The organism is Streptomyces sp. NBC_00344 (genome assembly GCF_036088315.1).
GTDB lineage: Bacteria > Actinomycetota > Actinomycetes > Streptomycetales > Streptomycetaceae > Streptomyces.
This window is the reverse complement of record NZ_CP107996.1, coordinates 66,510-87,681: the sequence shown is the minus strand read 5'-3', so window position 1 is coordinate 87,681 and position 21,172 is coordinate 66,510. Positions and strand designations below refer to the sequence as shown.

General features: G+C 67.9%; 17 protein-coding genes and 2 pseudogenes. 10 read left to right on the top strand and 9 right to left on the bottom strand.

Annotated elements, in window-relative coordinates; all coding sequences use genetic code 11:
- Positions 1–289 precede the first annotated feature (289 nt).
- Both tpg and tap read right to left on the bottom strand, forming a co-directional pair.
- Positions 290–847 (bottom strand): telomere-protecting terminal protein Tpg, encoded by a 558-nt coding sequence (tpg, locus tag OHS16_RS00475; RefSeq protein ID WP_328535116.1) that lies wholly within the window; start codon positions 845–847, stop codon positions 290–292.
- 9 nt (positions 848–856) lie between these two features.
- The gene (tap, locus tag OHS16_RS00470; protein ID WP_328535115.1) at positions 857–3,049 is read right to left on the bottom strand and encodes a telomere-associated protein Tap; all 2,193 of its coding nucleotides are present in this window, start codon (positions 3,047–3,049) and stop codon (positions 857–859) included.
- A gap of 271 nt (positions 3,050–3,320) precedes the next feature.
- Here tap and OHS16_RS00465 point away from each other — a divergent pair, with 271 nt between their 5' ends.
- The gene (locus OHS16_RS00465) at positions 3,321–3,695 is read left to right on the top strand and encodes a DUF6233 domain-containing protein (protein ID WP_328535114.1); all 375 of its coding nucleotides are present in this window, start codon (positions 3,321–3,323) and stop codon (positions 3,693–3,695) included.
- A gap of 34 nt (positions 3,696–3,729) precedes the next feature.
- Here OHS16_RS00465 and OHS16_RS00460 read toward each other — a convergent pair whose 3' ends face one another.
- Both OHS16_RS00460 and OHS16_RS00455 read right to left on the bottom strand, forming a co-directional pair.
- Positions 3,730–4,782 carry a hypothetical protein gene (locus tag OHS16_RS00460; RefSeq protein ID WP_328535113.1) on the bottom strand — a complete coding sequence of 351 codons (1,053 nt, stop codon included), beginning with the start codon at positions 4,780–4,782 and terminating at the stop codon, positions 3,730–3,732.
- 140 nt (positions 4,783–4,922) lie between these two features.
- Entirely contained in the window at positions 4,923–5,144 is a 222-nt protein-coding gene (locus tag OHS16_RS00455; protein WP_328535112.1) for a hypothetical protein, read from the bottom strand.
- A 708-nt stretch (positions 5,145–5,852) separates the two neighbouring features.
- On the opposite strand from OHS16_RS00455, the gene OHS16_RS00450 reads away from it, so the two are divergent.
- Complete coding sequence (locus tag OHS16_RS00450; protein ID WP_328535111.1) at positions 5,853–6,869, top strand: hypothetical protein; 1,017 nt, start codon at positions 5,853–5,855, stop codon at positions 6,867–6,869.
- A gap of 15 nt (positions 6,870–6,884) precedes the next feature.
- Here OHS16_RS00450 and OHS16_RS00445 read toward each other — a convergent pair whose 3' ends face one another.
- Together OHS16_RS00445 and OHS16_RS00440 are read right to left on the bottom strand one after the other, a co-directional pair.
- Entirely contained in the window at positions 6,885–7,730 is an 846-nt protein-coding gene (locus tag OHS16_RS00445; RefSeq protein WP_328540662.1) for a class I SAM-dependent methyltransferase, read from the bottom strand.
- Positions 7,622–8,178 (bottom strand): annotated as a pseudogene (locus OHS16_RS00440) (DUF5937 family protein). Before OHS16_RS00440 ends, OHS16_RS00445 begins: the two are co-directional and overlap by 109 nt.
- Between OHS16_RS00440 and OHS16_RS00435 the strand changes: the two are divergent.
- The 7 genes and pseudogenes from OHS16_RS00435 to OHS16_RS00405 all read left to right on the top strand — a co-directional run.
- Positions 8,177–8,481 (top strand): annotated as a pseudogene (locus OHS16_RS00435) (MFS transporter); the annotation flags it as partial. The pseudogenes OHS16_RS00440 and OHS16_RS00435 sit on opposite strands and share 2 nt — an antisense overlap.
- 287 nt (positions 8,482–8,768) lie before the next feature.
- The gene (locus tag OHS16_RS00430; protein ID WP_328540661.1) at positions 8,769–9,194 is read left to right on the top strand and encodes a PPOX class F420-dependent oxidoreductase; all 426 of its coding nucleotides are present in this window, start codon (positions 8,769–8,771) and stop codon (positions 9,192–9,194) included.
- A 229-nt stretch (positions 9,195–9,423) separates the two neighbouring features.
- Positions 9,424–9,948: a (2Fe-2S)-binding protein gene (locus OHS16_RS00425; protein WP_328535110.1), complete on the top strand. Its 525-nt coding sequence runs from the start codon at positions 9,424–9,426 to the stop codon at positions 9,946–9,948.
- On the top strand, positions 9,935–10,924 hold the full coding sequence (locus OHS16_RS00420; protein WP_328535109.1) for an FAD binding domain-containing protein: 990 nt from the start codon (positions 9,935–9,937) through the stop codon (positions 10,922–10,924). The genes OHS16_RS00425 and OHS16_RS00420 overlap by 14 nt, the downstream gene beginning before the upstream one ends.
- Positions 10,921–13,116, top strand: coding sequence for a xanthine dehydrogenase family protein molybdopterin-binding subunit (locus tag OHS16_RS00415; RefSeq protein WP_328535108.1), 2,196 nt, complete (start codon positions 10,921–10,923; stop codon positions 13,114–13,116). The genes OHS16_RS00420 and OHS16_RS00415 overlap by 4 nt, the downstream gene beginning before the upstream one ends.
- Before the next feature lie 856 nt (positions 13,117–13,972).
- Positions 13,973–14,239 carry a PP2C family protein-serine/threonine phosphatase gene (locus OHS16_RS00410; protein WP_328535107.1) on the top strand — a complete coding sequence of 89 codons (267 nt, stop codon included), beginning with the start codon at positions 13,973–13,975 and terminating at the stop codon, positions 14,237–14,239.
- Positions 14,240–14,480: 241 nt separating this feature from the next.
- Complete coding sequence (locus tag OHS16_RS00405; protein WP_328535106.1) at positions 14,481–16,835, top strand: FUSC family protein; 2,355 nt, start codon at positions 14,481–14,483, stop codon at positions 16,833–16,835.
- Between the two features lie 45 nt (positions 16,836–16,880).
- Here OHS16_RS00405 and OHS16_RS00400 read toward each other — a convergent pair whose 3' ends face one another.
- The gene (locus tag OHS16_RS00400; protein WP_328535105.1) at positions 16,881–17,492 is read right to left on the bottom strand and encodes a hypothetical protein; all 612 of its coding nucleotides are present in this window, start codon (positions 17,490–17,492) and stop codon (positions 16,881–16,883) included.
- Between the two features lie 177 nt (positions 17,493–17,669).
- Between OHS16_RS00400 and OHS16_RS00395 the strand changes: the two genes are divergently transcribed.
- Positions 17,670–17,855 carry an ATP dependent DNA ligase gene (locus OHS16_RS00395; protein WP_443042726.1) on the top strand — a complete coding sequence of 62 codons (186 nt, stop codon included), beginning with the start codon at positions 17,670–17,672 and terminating at the stop codon, positions 17,853–17,855.
- Positions 17,856–18,191: 336 nt separating this feature from the next.
- On the opposite strand, the gene OHS16_RS00390 is transcribed toward OHS16_RS00395, so the two are convergent.
- Positions 18,192–18,782 (bottom strand): hypothetical protein, encoded by a 591-nt coding sequence (locus tag OHS16_RS00390; RefSeq protein WP_328535104.1) that lies wholly within the window; start codon positions 18,780–18,782, stop codon positions 18,192–18,194.
- A 1,496-nt stretch (positions 18,783–20,278) separates the two neighbouring features.
- Positions 20,279–20,923, bottom strand: a complete 645-nt coding sequence (locus OHS16_RS00385) for a dihydrofolate reductase family protein (RefSeq protein ID WP_328535103.1) — start codon at positions 20,921–20,923, stop codon at positions 20,279–20,281.
- Positions 20,924–21,172: the final 249 nt, after the last annotated feature.

The following is a 21,172-nucleotide window of genomic DNA, read 5'->3' as shown; positions in this document are numbered from 1 at the left end:
TCTCCAGCGTCGACGAGCGAGAACGCTGGCTTTCCACCAGCGTCGCGTGCGGAGTGGCTGGGCGCATCCGGCCACGCCCATCGGAGTGGCGAACTGCCCGGTGGGGCCAACGATGGTGCTGCGCGCGGAAACGCGGGCACAGGTCTCCCCAGTGATCACCGAGCGTCGCAACTCCATGATCACCGGCACCTGCCCATCCTGTTACCGGTGTCCCCAACCACGCCCATCCGCGCGACCTCTAAAACACAAGCTCACCGGTTCGGGTTCCAACCGTCCCTCTGGCGCAGGGTCAGAAGTCGAGCTCGATGTAGTCGATGTCTGTGAGCTCTACGAGGAGGCCGTCGGCGCGGCGGCCGCGGTCCTTGAAGTAGACCTCCTGGAGCCCTTCGGCGGCGATGTTCTGCAGTTGCTGCTCCGAAGCGCCGGCGGCCTGGGCGTCGAACAGCCGTGAGGCGTAGGTCGGCGGGAGGTGCTGGGTGATCAGCCGCAGCCGTCCATCGTCGGTGGTGCCCGGGGCGGCGGTGAACCCGAACCTGGCCCGGGTCTCCATGGTGATGCCGGTAGCGGTGGCTGCGTTCTTCTTCGCCTTGGCCTGGACGCGGGGCTGCCACTTCTTGCGGACCTCCCCCGCCAGGCGTGCGGCGAGGTCCTTGCGGGGCCGCCTGAGCTGTCCCTTGATGTACCGCTCCACGGTGCGCTGCGAGATGCCCAGCAGTTGCGCTACGGCCATGGTGGAGCCCCGGTTCTGCTTGACCAGGTATCGCATCTGCGCTCCGGCGCTTTTGGGGATCGGCCGGGTCGCAGTGGCTGCGGTGGCCTTGTGGAGGCTGTCGCCCAGGATGCCCATCTCGGAGTCCTACTCTCCGTCGTCGATCGAGTCGGTGCCCTTGATGTACGAGGCGGGGTTGTGGCCCCCATCGAGCATCGTGACGGCCCACATCAGCGGCTCGGTGCCCTGGTGCTTGACCATGCCGGGGCTGACGCCGAGGCGGAATCCGCCGGGAACGGGCTTGCCGTCGGCGGTATGCGGGAGCACGTCCAGGGGGGAGGGCCCCTCTGAGAGGTACACGGCGCAGTCGGACAGGATCGCGATGGGAAGCAGCGCATCCTCACCCAGCGTCAGGTGCCCGACCGGGGCGGGGCCGGTCTGGGTGGCCAGGGCGGTCTTGAGGATCTTGCGGTGCATTCCGGTGCGGGCCTTGGCGATGACTTCGGCACGGATGTGCGGGCTCCACGCCACGCGCTTGAGGGCCGGCCACGGCTCACCGGCCGGGATCCGGGTGTCCTTGTTGCGCTCCCTCAGCTTGCCGATGCCGCCCTTGACGGTCGACTTGATCGCGGACAGCACGGCGACCATCGCCGGGTCGCTGTCCTTGTGGACGGCCATCGCGTCCAGGAACTCCTGCTCGCCCATCCCGGCGACGACGCCGAGGTCGGCCATCGTCGCTTTGTATGCGTCTGCCAGGCGCTTGTACCAGGGGTCCAGGTAGGGTCCGGACTCCTTGCGCAAGTACCCCTCGGCCGGCTCGATGGTGACGGGCAGCCGGTAGGTGTCGATGAGCTCAGCCGCGTAGGCGACGGTGGAAGTGGAGTACCAGCCCGGCCCCGTCGGTCCTTCGCCGCGGAACGTGAACGGGTTCGGCAGTCGCGGGTCCATCTCGATGGCGGACAGGTCGACCAGCCACGTGCCGGGCACCGCCTTGTCGAACACTGGCGTGCGGACATGGACCGGCTCGGACAGGCCTACGACCAGCCGGTTCGCGGCGGCGAGGAACGCGGTGTTCACGTCGATGCCGACCGCCCACTTCCGGGTGGCTTCCAGGTCGGTGAGCATTTCCACGTCGCGGAGCCAGTCGTAGGCTTCCTCATGGAAGACGTCGTCCTCGCTCCGCTCGCGCCCCTTGAACTCGGCAGCGACCACCGGGTGTTCGTCGGGTGCTTCGGGCAGGGCCGGCGGAAGCGGGCCGGGCAGGGAGCCGGGCATCGCGCCGGGCACCCAGGTGCCGGTCTCCTCGTCCTTGACCGCGCGGGTCGGTGGGCGCAGCGACGTCATCAGTTCCAGGCTGGAGACGGCCGTCGAGCCGCGCGGGGTCAACACCCGCATCGCGTACGTACCCAGGACCCGGGCAACCTCCGGGGCCTCCATCTCGCCGGTGTCGCCCCACGAGCGGGTGTCGAGCGCGTCCCAGGGCAGGATCGCGAACTGCACGCACTGCCGTTCCGTGCCGCGCCGGAACACGCGCGCCCACGGCCCGAAGCCGCGCTTGGTGAGTTCCCACTTGGCCTTGGTGATCTGCTTGATGACCTTGTGATCCTCGGGCAAGCGCAGCCCGCGCCGGTCCTCCAGACGCAGCGGCAGCCCGAGCCGTTCGGCGGCGGCTGCCGTGAGCACGATCAGCGGGTCGCCGTCCTTGCCTGACCGGTGCAGCCGGGGCGAGCCGAGCTTCGCCTCGCGCACAGTCCAGTCGACCAGGGCCGGGATCGTTTTGGCCGGGCATTCGAGGACCAGGCCGCCGACGCAGTACAGCGACCCGTCGCCGTCCAGTACACCGAGCGGCCCGTGTCCGAACCGAGGATCGACAGGGGCCGGGGTGGCGGGACTTGAGCTCTGCTTCTTCGCCGCCGGACGGCGCGACGTCGACGACGGCCTGGCGGCGGCCGTCGGAGGGGACGTCGGCACCGCGGCGGCAGCGGGTGCCTGCACCGGTTCCGGGGCCGGGCCGGTGAACAGCTGCGACACCTCCCGCTCCGTGGCGGTGGGCGCCTCGGTGGCCTGGGCGGGGAAGCGCGCGGCGAGGCCCTCCAGGAGCCGGGCGTAGGCGGCACGCTTCGGTGGCCGCGGCTCAGTCCTCCCGGCCTCCCAGTTTCCCACTGCTTCCCGGCGAGCGTTCAGCGCCGTGGCGACCTGAGCCTGGCTCAGACCGGCCGCTTCACGCAGCCGCTTCCGCTCGTCAGGTCCCGGCAGATCGTCTTGCGCGACCTGCTCCAGCAGCGCATCGACAGCGCTGAACAACTCGTTCTCGTCGATGGACACAGAGATCACCTCCACCGCCTATCGTACATTAATCGCGCATTGAATCGTGTTCAGATCGCTCTTCAATCGCGCTAAGAAATGTAGTACGTCGGCCCGGGTCAGCACGTATTGGGGGAGCCTGGGCGGCGCGGCCTTGTGCGAGGCCCGGATGCGGCTCAAGGCCGTCACCGGGCCTGCCGGGGCGGCGACGTAGATGGCGGCCGGTCCGCGCCGAGCATCACGGTCGTGTTCCCGGATCGGCAGGAGATCCGGGGGCACCTGTTTGCCCGTCGGCAGGTGGAGAGCGGTGAGGCGCTTCCAGGTCGGGGTGCCGATGTGGCGGCACGAGGAGGCGGAGGTCATCGCGGTCGAGTACCGGGTGTGGGTGTCTCCGGAGCAGTTGCGGCCGCTCGAAGGTGTCCGGTACGACCAGGTGCCTATCCGCGGTCTGCCGCCGGATCAGGAGCCGGCTCCGGCCGGCCCGCGGTGGGGATGGCGCGTCGTGCCGCTGCTCGACAACCGCCGCAGGACGCTCGGTCAGGTCGTCCATGTCCACGACTGCACAGAAGCGGAGGGCGGGCGCGACGCCGACCTGGACGAAGCGCTCGACGCGTTGCGCCGGCCGGGAGGCCAGGCATGCCAGGAGTGCGCTGCGGCAGAGGCCCTGCTGCCGCTTCAGTAGGGCGGTGTTGAGGAATGGGTCGGGTTGACCCGGCTCATCGGCCGGGCTGGTCGGCGGGCGGCATTGGCAACACGGGTGTCGCGCAGCCGTGTCGGTCGGCGGAGCGGGTCGCGAAGGTGCGCAGGTCGTTGCGCTCCTGTGAGGTGAGCGGCTGCTCGGTGAAGTCGCGCTTACTGTCCTCGGTGGTCGAGATGTCGTACACGGCTTTCTTGGATGCTCCCGGGCAGCGGGCCGAGCCCCACGTCCCAATACCGTCCTCGCCCCAAGGCTTCTCGTATCGCCCGGGGCCATTTGAACTTTTGGAGGTGCCGGGTACGAAGGGTCCGTAGTAGGCCCGTAGCACCAGGTCGTTGCCGAGCACACAGGACTCGGCGGGGGCGACTCCGGCCGCGGTTTCACGCATCCGGGGGTGCGAACGCAGCCCGGCGCAGGTTCCCTTCGCCGCTCCGGGGGCCGTCTCCTGGCCCGTGCCGCTTCCTGCGATCCGGGTGATTTTTCCTCCCGGGTGGGCGCCGCAGCCGCTTTGGTGCGCCGTTCGTTCGGCCGCGACGGTGGCGACCCGGGCCACCGGGGTGCGAGCGCCCTCGGCGCTCACGGTCACCAGGATCCCGGTGCCTTTGCTGCGGCTCCAGTCCGGGCAGTCCAGTAGCACTGAGGCGGTGGTGTCCGGGCCGTCAAGTGTCGTGTTGTCCTGTGCCAGCAGCCCCCTCCACCCCTGCCCGAGGGGGAGCGGGAGGATGTCGTCGCGTCGCTGGAAGGTGTGGTCGAAGTAGGGGTCGTAGACGTCGTCAGCCGTCTCGATCGTGACATTCACGCCTGATGGGGTGGCCCGGCAGGTGACGGGAAGGCCTTCCGGCTTACCGGCCTGGGCCGGACCGTCGGGATGCCAACTCTCCAGCGTGTAGTCCGAGCTGACGCCGCTCTCCGCGTCCGTCAGCTTGAGCATCTCGTCGACGGGCAGTGCCCCGTTGCAGATCTTGGCCAGCCGGACCGCGGGGGTGCGCTCCCTGAACCAGAGTGCGCCGCCCGCGACCGCCAGCACCACAGCCGCCACGACCGCCGCTATCCCGATCCGTTGCCACCTCAATGCAGCCCCCGTGCAGAGTTCCAGTTGAATCCCGGGAATCCTACGCACCCCCCGCCGTGGCCGACGAGCGCCTGCGACGACCACCGTTGCCGGCACGGTGGCCCGGCCGCACGTCCGGCGGTGCTGCACAGCTGATGCGCTCAGGTATCGAGGGGGCGCAGACGCACGAACTGGACGGTGGCGTGACGGCCGCTCGTGCGGCGGATCTCGGCGACGAACCCCGGGGCGACCGGGTGGACGGTGCGCCCGTCGGCGCCGCGGGTGCTCTCTTCGAGGTGTCCGGCCACCGCGCGGGCCACATGCGTGGCCTGGGGGATGTCGAGGCTCCGGGACGTCGTGACAGGAACGCCATCGAGGAGCACGCGTACTCCGTGAGGGCGCGCGGGCGGGCCCAGCACCGCGAGGACCGGTGCGTCCTCGGTGTCCGCCGACCGCCATACCATCCAGGCGCGCTTGAGCGCGGGCTCGGACAACGAGTCCCAGGCGGTGCGAGACCCTCAATTCCCGCGGAGGCTGCCGAGGTCTGCGCCCTGCCGTGGCTGGATCACCAGCCGGTCGGGGTAGCACAGCAGCGCGGCCACTCCCCGCCTCGGCCGCGCAGCGGCGTGTCCCTCTTCGTCGTTATCACCGCCGGTGTGGGAGTCTCAGCAACCGCGGCAACGTCCGCGGCGGCCGACAGCTTCACGCAGAAGTTCACCTGCAAGAAGGCGGACGCGCGGACCGAGCCGAACGGCAAGGCCACACGTCATGTACGCGTGCAAGGCGAACAAGGACTGGGGTCGTATCAGCAGGCAGTGACTCAACAGCAAGGGCAGCACCGTGTACTGGTGGGGCACTTGGCACTATGGCAAGACGGCCGAGAAGGGCTGGGCCAAGCTCTCGTGCGCGGACCCGCGCGGCTGAGATGTAAAGCCCCTGCCGGGCCGGTCTGTTGTGGGCCCGCCCGGCGATGCGATGCGCACCGCGCTGCCTGCGGCGATCACGACGCCGCCGGGCAGCGTGCTTGCCCGCCGGCCAAATGCCCGGCCTCGCCCCCACATCACCGATTCCGGAGAGGAACACCCCCCACCATGTCCCCATACATAACCCGGGCCGCACGTCTGCGCCCGCTGGCCATCACAGCCCTGAGCGTCGCCGCGGCGGTCACGCTCAACGCGTGCGACGCAGGCGGCGCCGACGGCCCGACGTCGAGCGCGAGCCGCGCGCCCAAAGGCGTGATCACCAAGGCGGCCGCCAAGAAGCTGCTCGACCGCTACGAATCCGTGAACTACCGGTCCAATCAAGCACGCAATGAGAAATTGCTGTCCACTGTCGAGGCGGGGCAGCTCAACGCGCAGTCGACTGCTGACTACGAGCAATGGAAGACGAGGACCAAGAAGGACCAGAAGAAGTACACCTCGAAATGGTCCTACACCAACCGCAGCTACTACATACCGTCCGCCGGTACGGCTTCCTGGTTCGCGGTCAAGGCAACCGCGACCGCAGATACCACGTACGAGTGCCTCCTGCTCTTCGACAAGGTGGGCGGCACCTACAAGGTCGTGGATGCCGTGTACGCCAAGAAGGGCCTCATACCCAAGCTGGCCACCGACCGCAATGGGCTCGCGACGGCCGTCGACCCAGCCAAGCGCGTGGGAACGCTGAGTCCGAATCAGGTCGGCGATGCGCTCTCGGACGTGCTGGAGACCGGTGGCAAGAAGGAAGGCACGCTACTGGCCTCCACCGCAGACACCGAGGCCTACCGCAAGTGGTACACGCAACGCGACACCAGCACCACCGGCAAGGATCTGAGCTGGCGCACGCTGAGGTACTTCACCAAGGATCCGGCGCACCCGAAGGTGTACTCGCTGCGACTGGCCAACGGTGGCGCCCTCGGGGTCTTCCCGTACGCCTTCAACGCCGAGTACCTGGACACCCGGTACACCAGCGGCGACAGGATCATCCCGAGTAAGGAGGAGGCGATCTACGACTCGAAGGACCGGCCGGTCGTCATCGACGTGTACCAGGGGCAGGCCATAGCGGCGCTGACCTCGACCGGCAAACCGCGCGTGCTCGGCGACGAAGAGCGCATGGTGGACTCCAGATGACCAGCCGACAGATGCCTAGATGGCCATCCGAGCGCAGATCACGCGGGTGGCCATGGGCTGTGGGCGGTCGTCTCCTGGGTCGTGGAGGGTCTCGGCCCGCAAGGTTGTGAATCCGTGTTCGGCCAGGAGTTTTTCCCATACCGGGAGATCGAGGACCCAGCGCTGCATGGTGTTTCCGTCGCCTCTGCGGGTGGGGATGTGTGCTGGGCGGCAGGCTGTCTCGGGTGGGGCCCCGTTGCTGTAGTGGGCCAGGGTGGACAGTACGAGCCGGCCGCCGGGCCGCAGCGCCGTGGTGATGGCGGGGAGGGTTGTCTGCGGGTCGGTGAAATCGAGTGCACCGAACAGTGAGTAGGCGAGGTCGACGCTGTGGGGATGCTCGCCCAGGTAGGTGACGGCCTCGGCCTCGATGAACTCCAGTCCCTGGACGTGTCCGTACAGCGCGCGGCCGCGCGTGTGCTGGGTGGGCGCGTTGTCGATGGCGAGGACCTGGGCTGGTGCGAGGGTGTGGGCAATGTGGGCGGCCTGGCGGCCGACGCCTGCGCCGAGCTCGGCGACTGTGCGGCCGGCGACGTCACCGAGGAGTTCTGCACCGGGCCCGGTGCGCTGGTACCAGTCCCAGTACATCCGGGCATCGACATCCCGGGGACGGTCGCCTTCGGGCGGGCGTGTGCCGTAGTGCTGCCAGAGGTCGGCGGGGGCTGCTGAGGCGGATGAGGACACAGTCACGGAGCCATCCTGGCCGCTCGCCATGATCAACCGCGCCCGCACAGCGGTCGGGTCCGCGAACAGCCGTTCCGCGAAGGCCTCTTGCAGCGGGCCCCGGGCCAGGTCCAGGGCCCGCTCGCGCGCAGTCGCGTCGATGAGCGGCGATGGCGCACCGAAGTGGATCGGTTGCTGCAGCACGTGGTGACGAGCGCGGCGGTCACATTCGTTTCGTCATCGATCCGGTCCACGACGTCCAACTCCTCCGCGAGGGTCGGCGGAGGCTGGGCGGGGACCAGGAAGCCGGCTCGTGAGGAACGCCAGAGGAACTCAGCCTCCCGCAACCGCTCGGCAGAACTCCGGCCGCAGCCCGGCCCAGCCGGCGAGTCGCGCGGATGATGCCCGGGTTCGCCAGCACGTGCAGCATCGCGGTCAGCTCGGCCAGCAGGGAGGCGGCGAACCGCAGTCGCTCGGACGGCAGGCCGCTGATGTCGATCCTCAACGTCACCCCCTCATCATCACTGACCGGATCGACGGCGACGGCGTCGGCGTCGGTTGGCGGTTGTCCGTCACCGACGTACCCAGCCCGGCGGCGTTGACGCGCCATGGCAACCACCACCAAGATCCAGCCCCGTGCCTCGTCTGTGCCTCCGGAGGCCGCTATGCCGTCGCCCTGGCCGTGGACGCGCTCGGCATCGGCCTGCTCCGGCCCTTTCTGCTGCTCTACGAGGCGACGGTGCTGAGGCTGTTCGCGCCGGACACCGGCATCGCCATGACGGGCGGCGTCGTCGTGGGTCTGGTGTGCAGGCCAGCAGTCGGCCGGTGGCTGAACCGGGACGCACGCAGCACGGTCGTGGCAGCGTCGATACTGGTAAGGATGATGGGCGTGGCGCTGCTGGGCACCTCCCCTCGTGCGCCGTTCTTCCACCTGCCGGAGGGGGAGCCGTGCTGATGGCGACGGGTTGGCACGATCGACCGGTGAGCCGGCCAGGGACGGAGAGCGGAAACGGGCGCTGGGGTGGGCCGGGTCACGGAGCGGGGACGGGCCGCCGAGCCTCAATGGTCCCGGGGACACCCCTCTTCCCCGGCGCCTCGAGATCCCATGGCGCACCCTCGATACCTGTAATGGTGTGGCGCGCCGCCGTGTCGCTCTTTTCTTGTGAGTTTCAGAAAGAGTCGCCCCGTATGGTGATCGACATGGCTGAACAAATGAGTGAGGACGTGTGGCGGGCCTTCATCCTGCAAGGCACTCGCACCGGAAAATTGTCCACCACGAGAGCGGACGGCAGTCCTCACATCACGCCCATGTGGTTCCTCATGGATGGCAGCGATCTCATGTTCACTACAGAGAAGAAGACCGTCAAAGGATACAACCTGCTGCGGGACGAACGGGTGGCGTTGTGTGTGGACGACGAGCGGCCACCCTATTCCTTCGTGATGCTGCGCGGGCGTGTTGAGATCTCGGAAGACCCCGGACTTCTGCTCACCTGGGCGACCGACATTGCCGCGCGGTACATGGGCCAGGAACGTGCCCGGGAATTCGGGGAGCGCAACAGCGTTTCGGGCATGCTACTGGGTCGGATGCGAATCGAACACGTCGCCGCCTACGCGGCCATTGCTTGAGCACTGCGACTACGCCTCACAGTCCATATCGTCTCATCGCGCGAATGTCCGCTGGTAGGCGCCACTCACGGTCCAACGCCCACCATTGCGGCCTGCACCACTAACCTCTCGTACACGAATGGCAGCGCAGCTTCGGTCTCAGACGAATCGAGCAGGTCCGAGGATTTCAATCGCCGCTGCTGGTCTCCCTCTGATTCACTTGGCAAGTTCTCTTCTGGAAGGCCTGACGATGGGCGCGGACAACCTGACCAAAGCTGGGGCTCCCGAGGTATTCGACCACACCACGAAACTGACGGTGAACGGGCTCCCGTCCGTCCTCAGCGTCGACACACGCGTCACGCTTTTGGACGCGTTGCGTGATCACCTCGGTCTGGTGGGGACGAAGAAGGGCTGTGACCAGGGTGCTTGCGGTGCCTGCACAGTGCATGTGAACGGAAAGCGGGTTCTGTCGTGTCTCACCCTTGCAGCGCAGTGTGAGGGGTACGCGGTAACGACGATCGAGGGCCTCGCACCCCCGGGCGGGACGCATCCGATGCAAGACGCCTTCGTCGCGCATGACGGCTTTCAGTGCGGATTCTGCACGCCGGGACAGATTATGTCGGCGGTGGCCCTGATCAATGAGGGGCGGGCCGGAACGGATGAGGAGATCCGCGAATTCATGAGCGGGAACCTATGTCGGTGCGGCGCCTATCCGAACATGGTGGCGGCGATTCACGAAGTGGCGTCCGCCGGGAGCAGCGATGCGGTCGTTTGAGTACGTCCGGGCGACAGAAGTCGCCGATGCGGTGCGGCTGGTCTCGGCTCATCCCGGCGGGGCGTATCTGGCCGGGGGAACGACACAGGTCGATCTGATGAAGGACGGGGTGCTCGGTCCTGACCTGCTGGTGGACATCACGCGCCTCCCGCTGACCGGTGTCGAGCGGCGGGACGAGGTCCTTCGCGTTGGTGCCCTGACGACGATGGAGGAGCTGGCGGCCGATCCCACCGTCATCGAACGCCTCCCTCTGGTCCGCGAAGCGCTGCTGAAAGGAGCGTCGGCGCAGCTGCGGAACATGGCCACGATCGGCGGAAACCTTCTGCAGCGGACACGTTGCCGGTATTTCCGCGACCTCGACGTCCCGAAGTGCAATAAGCGCCTTGTCGAATCTGGTTGTGCGGCCGTCGAGGGCGCGCCCCGTATGCACGCCGTCCTCGGTGCGAACGAGCGGTGCATCGCCTTGCACGCCTCGGACCTGGCGGTCCCTCTGGTGGCCCTCGATGCGGTCGTGTGCCTCCTGGGTGCCGCGGGGGAACGGCAGATCCCACTGACCGATTTCTACTTCGCCTCGTCGGACAGTCCCGACGTCGAGAATCGCCTCTCACACGGCGAATTGATCACCGCGATCGAGATTCCGCTGCTCCCCGTCGAAGCTGTTTCGGGCTACCTGAAGGTGCGCGATCGGGTCTCCTACGAATTCGCCCTCGCCTCGGCCGCGGTGGCCCTGGTGATCTCCGGCGGGGTCATCCGACAGGCCCGGATCGGGCTCGGTGGGGTGGGTAGCAAGCCGTGGCGGGCGTGGGACGCGGAGCGGGAACTCGTTGGCTCGCCCACCGCCACCGCAACCTTCAGGCGGGCTGCGCAGGTTGCCGTACAGGGTGCCTGGACACTGCCCGGCACGGCGTTCAAGGTGGAACTCGCGCAGCGCTGTCTGGTCCGCGAACTGCGCACGGTGTCAGGAGTGGCGGCATGAGCGGAAGGGCTGTCGGGGCCGGGATCAACCGTGTGGACGGCCCGCTCAAGGTGGCGGGCGCGGCACCCTATCCGTCGGACTTCGACGTCCGCCATCCGGCACACGCCGCGCTCGTCGGGAGCACAGTCGCTGCCGGCCATGTCGTCCGTATGGAAACCGCCGCCGCCGAAGCCTCGCCCGGTGTGATCACGGTCCTCACCCACCTCAACATGCCACGGCTGGAGCGTGGGCCCATGACGGCCCTCGGTGTCTCGCCGCCGGCACCCATGCAGGACAGCCGCATCCGGCATTACGGCCAGCACGTTGCTTTTGTCGTGGCGGAAAGCCTCGAGCAGGCAGCGGCCGCGGCCCGGCTCGTGTCGGTCGAGTACGAGCGTGAGGAGCCGTTGCTCGACGTGCTGGATCCGCAGGCCACGCAGGTGATCGACCCGTGGGGGTTGGACAGCGATCGGGGGAACGCCTCCGGGGCCCTTGCCGCGGCGGAGGTGAAGGTCGAGCAGACCTACACCACACCGGACAACACCAACAGTCCGCTCGGCCTCTTCGCCACCCTCGCCATCTGGGACCAGGACCGGCTCACCGTCCACGACACCACCCAGTGGCCCTCCATGGTCAAGGCGACGCTGGCCGGCGTCTTCAAGATCCCGGAGAGTTCGGTTCGCGTCCTTGTGCCGTACGTGGGAGGTGCTTTCGGCGCCGGCCTGCGGACCTGGCAACATGTGATCCTCACGGTCCTCGCCGCCCGTCGCATCGGCCGGCCGGTCAAACTCGTGCTGACCCGGCCCCAGATGTTCAGCTGCGTGGGTCATCGGCCGGACACCGTGCAGCGAGTGTCACTCGCGGCGAACCGGAGTGGGGAGCTAACCGCGATCGACCACCGTAGCGTCTCGTCACTGGCGATGGAGGACGACGACTACGAGGCAATCTCGGCCGGCTCGGCGTTCGCGTACCGGTGCCCGAACGTGGTGACCCGGGACATCCAGGCACGTCTGAACCGTCCTGCCCCCTGCTCGATGCGGGCCCCCGCGGAGGGCCAGGGCAACTTCGCCCTGGAGTCAGCGATGGATGAGCTGGCCTACGCCCTGGCGATGGACCCGCTGGAGCTGCGTGTTCGCAACTACGCTGAATCGCACCCCCAGTTGAGCCTGCCGTGGTCGAGCAAGGCATTGCGGGAGTGTTATGAGGTGGGGGCGGAGAGGTTCGGGTGGTCACTGCGCAATCCCCAGCCCCGCTCCATGCGGGACGGCGACTGGCTCATCGGATACGGAGTGGCCGGATGCAGCTACCCGTGGTATGCGGCGCCCTGCTCCGCACAGGCCACCGTCAGTCGCGACGGCAGCGCGCTGGTACGCAGCGCAGCCACCGACATCGGAACCGGCACCTACACGGTGATGAAGCAGCTCTCGGCAGAGCGGCTGGGACTCCCTCTTGATCTGGTCCGCTTCGATCTCGGTGACTCCGACATGCCCCCCGCACCCCAAGCGGGTGGCTCCGGGCTCACCGGGGCCTTGGGGGCTGCCGTCCTCGACGCCTGCGACCGGCTGCTCCGCCGGTTCGCCGAACTCGCCGTGACAGACGCGGATTCGCCGTTGCACGCCGCCTCGCCTGACGCGGTGACCGTCACTGGCGGACATGTCCATGTGATCGGCGCTCCCTCCCAAGGGGAGCCCTACACCGACATCCTCGGCCGCCACGGGCTCTCGGAACTCTCGGCAGACGGTTCGAGCGCACCCGCTTCGCCGCAGGATCTCGGCATGGCCCCCGCCGGTGCCTTCGGCGCCAAGTTCGTCGAGGTGCGCGTCGACCGCGACCTGGGACTGGTGCGCGTGGCGAGGGTCGTGTCCGCCATCGACGGCGGCCGCATCCTCAACGAGAAGACAGGTCGGAGCCAGATCATCGGCGCGACGATCGGCGGCATCGGCCAGGCTCTGCTCGAAAACACGGTCACCGACCCGCAAACCGGCCGTATCGCCAATGGCACCTTCGGGGACTATCTCATCCCCGTCAGCGCCGACATCCCGGACCTCGATGTCGTCTTCGTGGGGGAACCGGACCGCTTCTCGCCGGTCGGCACCAAGGGTATCGGCGAAGTCGGCCTGGTGGGTATCGCCGCCGCTGTGGCAAACGCCGTCCACCACGCCACTGGCAAGCGCATCCGCTCGCTGCCCATCTCCATCGACGCCCTCCTGTAGCTGCTTGATCCGTTCGCCTGCCGCTCATACCGGTGGCGCCTTTCGGACGGTCGGGACGATGCCTGACCGGCGATGCCGTCAAGTTCCAGGCAGTCATGGAACAGGTTCTGGCCACGGGTACCTGCGTAACGGACCGTGCGTACCGCGTCCCTGCCGTCGCCGGAGAACAGCGCGACCGCGCCTTCTCGGCCTCGTTTTCTGCGCCTGGACGACGCCAACGGCCGCCGCTGGGAGTGTGCCTGGCCATCATCAAGGAAAGGCGATGGGCGGGGGACCGCCTGGCCGTGGTCAGCGAGTCCGGCGCCCGCATCGGCGCCACGCTGGACGTCACAGGAGCTGGCCGACTTCACGGTGCCCTTCTTCGCCGACTACGTGACCGTCGATCTGACGGGGGCGGTGCGGCTAGGCGAGGAGCCGCTGGAGCGGCTGAGCCCCTCGCACGGGCGCATTCCCACATTCCGGCGCGCCGGCAGAGCCTCCGTCCCGACCCCACCCACGACATCTGGCTGGACAACGATCCCGCGCGGGCGGAGAAGATCCGTGAGTTCGGCATGCACTCACTGCTGATCCGCCCCATCCACGCCCGGGAGTCCTTCTGGGCGTTGCGGTGTTCGTGCGGACGGAAAACCCGACGCCGTTCGACGAGAGCGACCAGTTGCCGGCCGAGGAACTAGTGGCCAGGGCGCCGCGCTGAGCCTGCCGCCGGCGTCGATCTCGATATGCCTCCGGGGAAGCTACCGACCAGGCTGGACCGGACGTGCATCCGACTGGTCGAGGACGAGGACCGGGACGGAGTGGGAGCCAGCCCCGGCCCCGTTCATGGGTGCCACCTGCGTCTACAACCCGGACGTGCACGGTGGCCCTGGCAGGGCATCCGCCGCCCGCCCTCGTCCACCCGGGCGGTGGCGTCACCTTCCCCGACCTGCCGCACGGCACGCCGCTCGGCCTCGGCGTGCTGCCCTATGAGTCCGCGGAGCTGGAACTGCCCGCAGGCAGTCTGATCGCCCTCTACACAGACGGACTCATCGAGGACCGTCACCAGGACATCGACGTCAGGAGGGAGCGGGTGAGAGACGCTCTGGCCCGTCCGGCTCGACCCTGGAGGAACTCTGCAGGTCTGTGATCAACACGCTGCCCACCGCGACTCCGGCTGACGACGTCACTCTCCTGCTGGCCCGCAGCCTCCGAAACAGCTGAAGCGTCCGCCCATGGCGGGTTGGTCAGTCAAAGCGCACGCCAGGGAGACAGAATTGCCTGCTCCGTGATCTAGCCTGGCCCTGAAGGCACGTACCGATGGCTGACAGTGGCGGCCCCGCCGTACGTCGTACGGGGCGGCTTCTCACCAACGCGCTGGCCCTTGAGCGATGAACGCGCTGACGACCCCAGGCGTGACAGCCCACCAACAGGAGGTGGAGCGGGTGCCGGCACCCGGCAGCTCACCGGTCGGGCGAATTCATGCCTGGCTGCGAGCGAAGGACCCAGAACTGGCCGTGACCCGGAGGGCCGCGCGTGCCGCGCTGGTACTGCCGGGTCTGTTCGCCTTGTGCACCTACATTCTCCACTCACCGACCATGGCAACCTTCGCAGCATTCGGCTCTGTTTCCATGCTTCTCTTCGTGGATTACGCCGGTCCCACGGCACGAAGACTGCGGGCGCACATGGGACTGGCAGCTGCCTGGGGGGTGCTCATCTGTCTGGGTACCGTCGCGGCCCGCGAAAGCTGGCTCGCGGTCCTCACCATGACAGGGGTCGGCTTTCTGGTGCTCTTCGCCGGCGTTGTCAGTTCCGTTCTGGCAGGGAGCGCGACCGCGCTGCTCCTTGGGTTCATTCTTCCGGTGACCTCGCCCGTACCGCTGTCAGAGGTTCCGGAGCGGCTCGCCGGAGCAGGCCTTGCCGCAGGTGCCTCGGCCCTCGCGGTGACCCTGCTGTGGCCGCTGCCCGCAGCAGACCCCCTGAGCGCGCCTGCGGCTCAGGTATGCCGCACCGTTGCCACGCAGCTACGGACCGATGCCTCGAGGCGCACCGGCGGCCCGCACTCACCGAGCATCCACCGATACCGAGAAGTCGCCTCTCAGGCGGCCGACGCCGCCGCAGCATTGCGCACCGCATTTGAAGCCACCCCGTACCGGCCGACTGCACTGTCCACCAGCTCTCGCGCCTTGGTTCGTCTTGTCGACGAGCTCACCTGGTTGAGCATCATCGCGGCCGCCGGTGAGCTCTCCCCCGAGCACCGCCCCGCCTGCGACCCCGACGCGCACACCGTCCAGCGAGCCGTCGCCACCGCCCTGGAGAGGACTGCCGTTCTGCTGGAAGCCCCGCGAACGAGGCCCGATGCGCTGCAATCCGCGACAGCAGGCTTGCACCAGGCCATGACGGGGATGGAGGACAACGCCAGCACGAGGCTCCCCGAGCAGCAGCAAGGTCCCTCTTCGGAAGAGGAATTCCGCGCATTTCTGGAAACACTCGACCTGTCGTTCGGCGCCCAGGAACTCGGCTTCGTCGCACTCCAAGTCGCTGCCAACGCGGAACTGTTCGCCACAGCACACCAACGGACGTGGAGGGAACGACTACTCGGCCGACAGCCTGGAGCGCCGAAAAAGCCTCTGGCTTCCGCCCTCGATCGCGCGAAAGCCCATTTCCAGCGGCACTCTGTCTGGCTCCACAACAGCCTCCGAGGGGCCGTAGGGCTCGGTACAGCAGTTGCACTGGTGTACCTGGCCGACGTGCAGAACTCCTTCTGGGTACTTCTGGGGACCCTGTCGGTGCTTCGATCGAATGCGCTCAACACTGGTCAGAGCGCCATCCGCGCCTTGGGCGGCACATGTGTGGGATCGGCTCTCGGGGCCGCATTGCTGTACGCGTTGCACGACCAGCGTGCCGTCCTGTGGTTTCTCCTGCCACTCGCGGTGCTCATCGCAGGGATCGCGCCGGCCGCCATTTCATTCACAGTGGGTCAGGCAGCCTTCACCGTCACCCTGATCATCCTCTTCAGCGTCGGACATGGCTCCAACTGGCACATCGCGCTGCTGCGGGCACAGGACATTGGCATTGGCTGCGGAGTCGGACTACTCGTAGGCCTTCTCTTCTGGCCCCGCGGCGCCGCAACAGCCGTCGGCCGTGCCCTTGCTGACGCGTACACACAAAGCTCTCGCTATCTGGCTGCGGCAGTCCAATACGCCGTCAATTGTTGCGAACCCTCGTCCACCACTGCCCCAGGGCCCCCGATGGAGGACGGGCGGCAGGCCGCCGCGGCGGCACACAGACTCGATGATGCGTTCCGTACATATCTGGCCGAGCGAGGAGCGAAGCCTCTGGCCCTAGCGGACATGACCGCCCTGGTCACCGGCGTTGCGGGACTTCGCCTGGCCGCCGACGCTGTGCTGAGCTTGTGGCAGCACGCCTCGGACGCCTCCACGCCTTTGAGCCGAGGTCACGCCCGCCTTGCCCTGCTGGAGGCAGCCGCGAGGGTGACTCACTGGTACCTGTACCTGGCTGCCAGCCTGGAGAAGGGAGCAGGCAGCCCCCCGGCCCCGTTGCCGCCCGACCAGACCGTGGTGACACGATTGGTCGGCTCCATTCTTGATGAGCTGTACACCGAAAGCGGGCAGGCCACTACCACTGCCGTCCGCGTCATCTGGACAGGTGACCACATCAAGGCAGCTCGCCGTCTCCAGCCGAGGTTGTGGTCCGCTGCACGGAATAGCGGTCTTACTTCGTAATCGCCGCCACCGAGCCCCTTCCTGCCATCGGGCTGCCGACATCCGTCAGGCGCGGCACCCACACACCAAGTGAGACGGTTCCTCAGCACCGCCCCAGCGACGGACTCTCGATGTCAGCCGTCCACCCGGGGAGTCAGCAGGTCGGACAGGCCGATGCGGTCGTAGAAGTCGGCGCGGATGCGGTCGGCCACATCGCTGGCCTTTTTCGGATCCGTCGTCGGCCGGGCCGATGGTGGTGCCGAAGGGGCGGCTGCCTTGGGATATGGCGACGATTGCGCGGGCGACCTCGTTGACGTCGGCGTCCGGGGGCGCCAGGGTGGCCAGCCGCTTGCCGACCTCGTCCATCAGGCTCGCGTAGAAGGCGTCGTGCGCCTCCGCCGTCGCGGTGTCCTGTGGCTGCATGGCATGCGCGAAGTGGTTGGTGCCCGATGTGAACGAGCCGGGGACGACGAGGGCAGTGTCGCTGCCGAAGCGGGCGAGCTCGACGGCGTAACTCTTGGCCAGGTGGTCCGTGGCGGCCTTGGCGTCGAAGTAGGGGCCCGAGATACGGGGGCGTGCCGCCGTACGTACTGGTGGAGCCCACCCATACGAGCAGGCCGTCACGGCCACTCGCATCTGCGGGAGTACGGCTCGGTCGACCCGTTGGATGGAGACCATGTTGGTGTCATGGATCTCGGCGATCCGCTCCGGGGTGAAGGGACTCGGTAGGGCCGAGCACCATATGGCCAACGTTGTGCACGACGACGTCGAGCTGCGCTTCCTGGGTGATCGTCGCGACCGCGGAGTCGAGAGAGCTCTGGTGGGAGACGTCGAGTTCGGCCGTACGGAGCTGTACTGCCCGCGCCGTTCACCACGCCGGTACGGGAACGGGGCGTCCACTGGGTCGAGCCCGTCCTCGTGGTGGAGATCGGCTTCACCGAATGGACCCGTGACGGGATGTCGCGCCCACGCTTTCTCGGGCTCCGGCAGGACGAGCCCGCAGCCGATGTCGTGCGGGAGCGGGCGCGCATTTCGCGGTGAAGCCCACCGGAGTCCGGCACGCCGCCACGTACGACGACACCCTCACCCCCTGGCCGCGCCGAGACGCTTCTGCGCCGACTCAGGCAGGCCCATGAGCGCGCGTCAGCCCGGATCGCCGGGTGTGAGCCTGTCCCACCGAATCTGACCGGCCACGGGCCCGAACCGGCCTCCGGTCGGAAATCCGTTGAAGGTCGGACCGGAGGATGCGCGGGCCCCTGTGAAGTGGACAGCAGCGGTGCTTGGTCTGCCCAGTACGAGGTGCTGTTCGGTCAGCCGGCTGCGTGGCTCCCAGCTCTCAGCCGCTGGTGTGGGGCGTTGAGAATGGGTCTTGCGGTCTCAGTTGTCCTCGATGTCGTTGCCGCTGAGTTCCGGAATCTGACTGAGGATCCGGGTGAGCGGGTCGTCTTCGCCGGCGGAGACGTTGTCGGCACACTGCTGGGTGTGCGGCGTGGACAGGATGGGGATGTCCTGAAGTGCGATGTTGGCGAGGCCGACGACGGTCTGGAGGCCGAGCTTGGCTGGAAGGTCGCCGCAGACCTTGTTGAGCGCCGCTCCCTCGACGAGGCCGAACTGTGGTGAAAGGTCGTCGGACGACACGGCGAGCCCGTTCAGGACGTCAGACGACTTCAGCTTTTCGATGAGCGCGTTGACCGGGTTGTCCGAGTCGTTCTTGACGGCTTCGGCGCACTTTGCGTACTCCGGGACTCGCAGCCGGGCAAGGTCCTTGGCCGTGAACGTGGTCAGGTCCGGTATGCCCTTGAGGGGCGCCTTGTCGGACATGCCGAGACACTTCGCGGTGGTGTCGGCGATCAGACCGATGCGGGCCTCCTTGGCCGGGGAGTCGGCAGCCATGGCGGTGGGGGCGGTGCCGCCGAGAACAGCGGCGGTACTCAGAGCGAAGGCGGTCAGGAAGACGCGGTGATGCATCAGGGTTCTCCTGTGGGTACGCGCCGCATTGCGGCGAGGGGAAAGTTGGCATAACCCACAGTCACAGGGGAGATGAGCGGCCGCGCGGCGGGATGATCCGTATGAGCTACTGTGCCATGGCCGAGCCTGAACTTGATCTTTATACGGACACCTTGCGTCGGCCATGCTCGTCCCCGGTTTTCGGTTGGTCGACCCTTCCTCTCCGCCGACAGGGTGCGGCTTCCCCGCTCGTGTCGGTGCGTTTGCCGATGAGAATGTTCGGCCGGTGCCCGCCGTCACGCCCGCGTTCGCGTTTGGACTCCTCCGGATGGCGCAGATGACCGTACGGCTACAGTCGGGAAGCCGGGGAGGGCGTGGACCAGCACGTCGTGCCGCCCCGGGCGGGCTCCGGTGAGCCAGAACCGGATCAGGCGGTCATACACAGCCCGGATCCCGTGGACCCCCCGCGGCCCCGCCCGCGCGCTACGTGTTCCGCGACGGGCGCGACGATGGTGCAACACCACCCACCGACTGGCGGTCCGTGTTCAGTGGCCCCGCCTGGCACCGAGTGCCCGACGGGCAGTGGTACCTGCACCTGATCGCTCCCGAGCGCTTTGGACCGCCGCTCCCTCTACACCAGTGCCTTCACCGCGGTGGTGTCGTCCCCGGTGAGGTCTCAGCGATGCAAAACCAGTTCCTCGCGCATGTGCTCAGCGAAGAAGGGCACCGTGACCGAACGTCCGGTCCACATCACCTCAGTCCCGGGCGGCAGGTCCGATGCGGCCGCTTGCGTGATCTCGGCGAGGTGGGCGCAGAGCGCGGTGAACGCTGACCCGAGTTCCGAAAAGGTCAGGGCCCGGTAGGGGTCCTCCCGGTCAAAATCCGCGAGTGGCCCACCGGCGCGCCCCCCAAGTGGGCGGTGATGACCCGAGCCAGCTCTTCGGCGTTGCCGGTTTGATGAATCAGCACATCACGCACTGTCCATGCTTCACACCACGTTCCGTCATCGGGCCGCCTTGCCTGTACGGCATGAGTGAACGCCTCCCACTCGGGAAGCACATCGGCGATTGCCGCAGAGATACGCACCCACTCCCTCTCCCGCATTCCGCGCCAGGACGTATCTGTGCTCAGCCGGTTGACAGGGCTCCGATCAAGTCGCCGGGACCGGGCGGGTGGAGGCCGCCTTCTTCGCGGGCGTTCCCTCCGCTTACGGGGTCCTGGATGACGGCAGCTCACCGTTCCACAATGAGTACCCGAGTGGCGCTTCAACACGCACGGCGTGCGCGCAGGGAGCGGATCCGCGTCCCGAGGAGGTCTGATTCAGCAGGCCAGAGGCCTGGAGGCGCACCGGGCCCGCCCCGTGGCATGCCACGGGGCGGGCCCGGCTCAGGCTCCAGCGGATGCGTAGGCTGGACCTGCCTGTGGACCAATACTGGGGCGGTACCGGTAACTCGCTCGCAACTCACGATCGACCACGGGGCTTCGGCCGTGCTGAGTTCCCCGAGTGGGCTATCGCGTCACTTCCGCCAGAACAGGTGGTGTGTCACGCCGCTCGGGCTGGGCACGACCTCGAGGTGGAACCGGTCGAGCAGCTCATCGGGTGACTCCCAGAGTCGCAATCCGGACCCGAGCTTCACCTGCGAGACCGCCACATGCATGGTGTCGACGAGGTCGGCGTCAAGGAACTGCCGAACGGTGGTGACCCCGCCGCCGAGTCGGACGTCCTTGCCCTGCGCCGCCTTCCGCGCCTGCTCGAGGACTGTCGCCGGATCGCCGCCGACGAAGTGGAACGTGGTGTCGGAGAGCGCGAACGATGGACGCTCGTGATGGGTCATGACGAACACCGGGGTGTGGAACGGGGGCTCGTCACCCCACCAGCCGCGCCACTCATGGTCGTGCCAGGGCCCTCGGTCGGGTCCGAACTTGTTTCGGCCCATGATCTCGGCGCCGATGTTGCGCGCGAAGTCCCGCGTGAAGTAGTCATCGAGGCCACGGCTCCCCCCGGAGTCGGTGCGCATGGGCCAACTGGCCGTGGCTCCGGCCCAGGCAAACATCCTCTCGGGATCGACGTGACCGAACGGTCGCTCGAGGCTCTGGTCCTCACCGGCACCGATTCCGTCACTCGAGACATTGAAGTTCTGGACTCTCAGCAGCTGAGCCACCTGTTCCTCCTGTGTTGTCGTCAACGGTGGTGAGACTCTGACTCTCCGGGCCGGAAGGACTCATCGCTGCGTCCCTGGCCGGCCATCATGCGGACCACCGGGCGACCTGGCCCGGGAGGTTCTCAGGGGTTGGGAGAAGCTGCTCCCGGGAGGCGCGCCCCCGCACGGACGCCGGTTCCCCCGGCCGGTGCGAGCGCGTTCCCTGCGCTCGGCGGCGGAGGCCTCCGGTGTCCGCGGTTCCTCGGGTGT

Bases quoted from the DNA above. Each gene is read 5' to 3' on its own strand.
- OHS16_RS00420 (WP_328535109.1), top strand. From the start codon at position 9,935: ATGCGGTCGTTTGAGTACGTCCGGGCGACAGAAGTCGCCGATGCGGTG.
- OHS16_RS00415 (WP_328535108.1), top strand. From the start codon at position 10,921: ATGAGCGGAAGGGCTGTCGGGGCCGGGATCAACCGTGTGGACGGCCCG.
- OHS16_RS00430 (WP_328540661.1), top strand. From the start codon at position 8,769: ATGGCTGAACAAATGAGTGAGGACGTGTGGCGGGCCTTCATCCTGCAA.
- OHS16_RS00390 (WP_328535104.1), bottom strand. From the start codon at position 18,782: ATGCATCACCGCGTCTTCCTGACCGCCTTCGCTCTGAGTACCGCCGCT.
- OHS16_RS00450 (WP_328535111.1), top strand. From the start codon at position 5,853: ATGTCCCCATACATAACCCGGGCCGCACGTCTGCGCCCGCTGGCCATC.
- OHS16_RS00400 (WP_328535105.1), bottom strand. From the start codon at position 17,492: ATGGTCTCCATCCAACGGGTCGACCGAGCCGTACTCCCGCAGATGCGA.
- OHS16_RS00425 (WP_328535110.1), top strand. From the start codon at position 9,424: ATGGGCGCGGACAACCTGACCAAAGCTGGGGCTCCCGAGGTATTCGAC.
- OHS16_RS00405 (WP_328535106.1), top strand. From the start codon at position 14,481: ATGAACGCGCTGACGACCCCAGGCGTGACAGCCCACCAACAGGAGGTG.
- tpg (WP_328535116.1), bottom strand. From the start codon at position 847: ATGGGCATCCTGGGCGACAGCCTCCACAAGGCCACCGCAGCCACTGCG.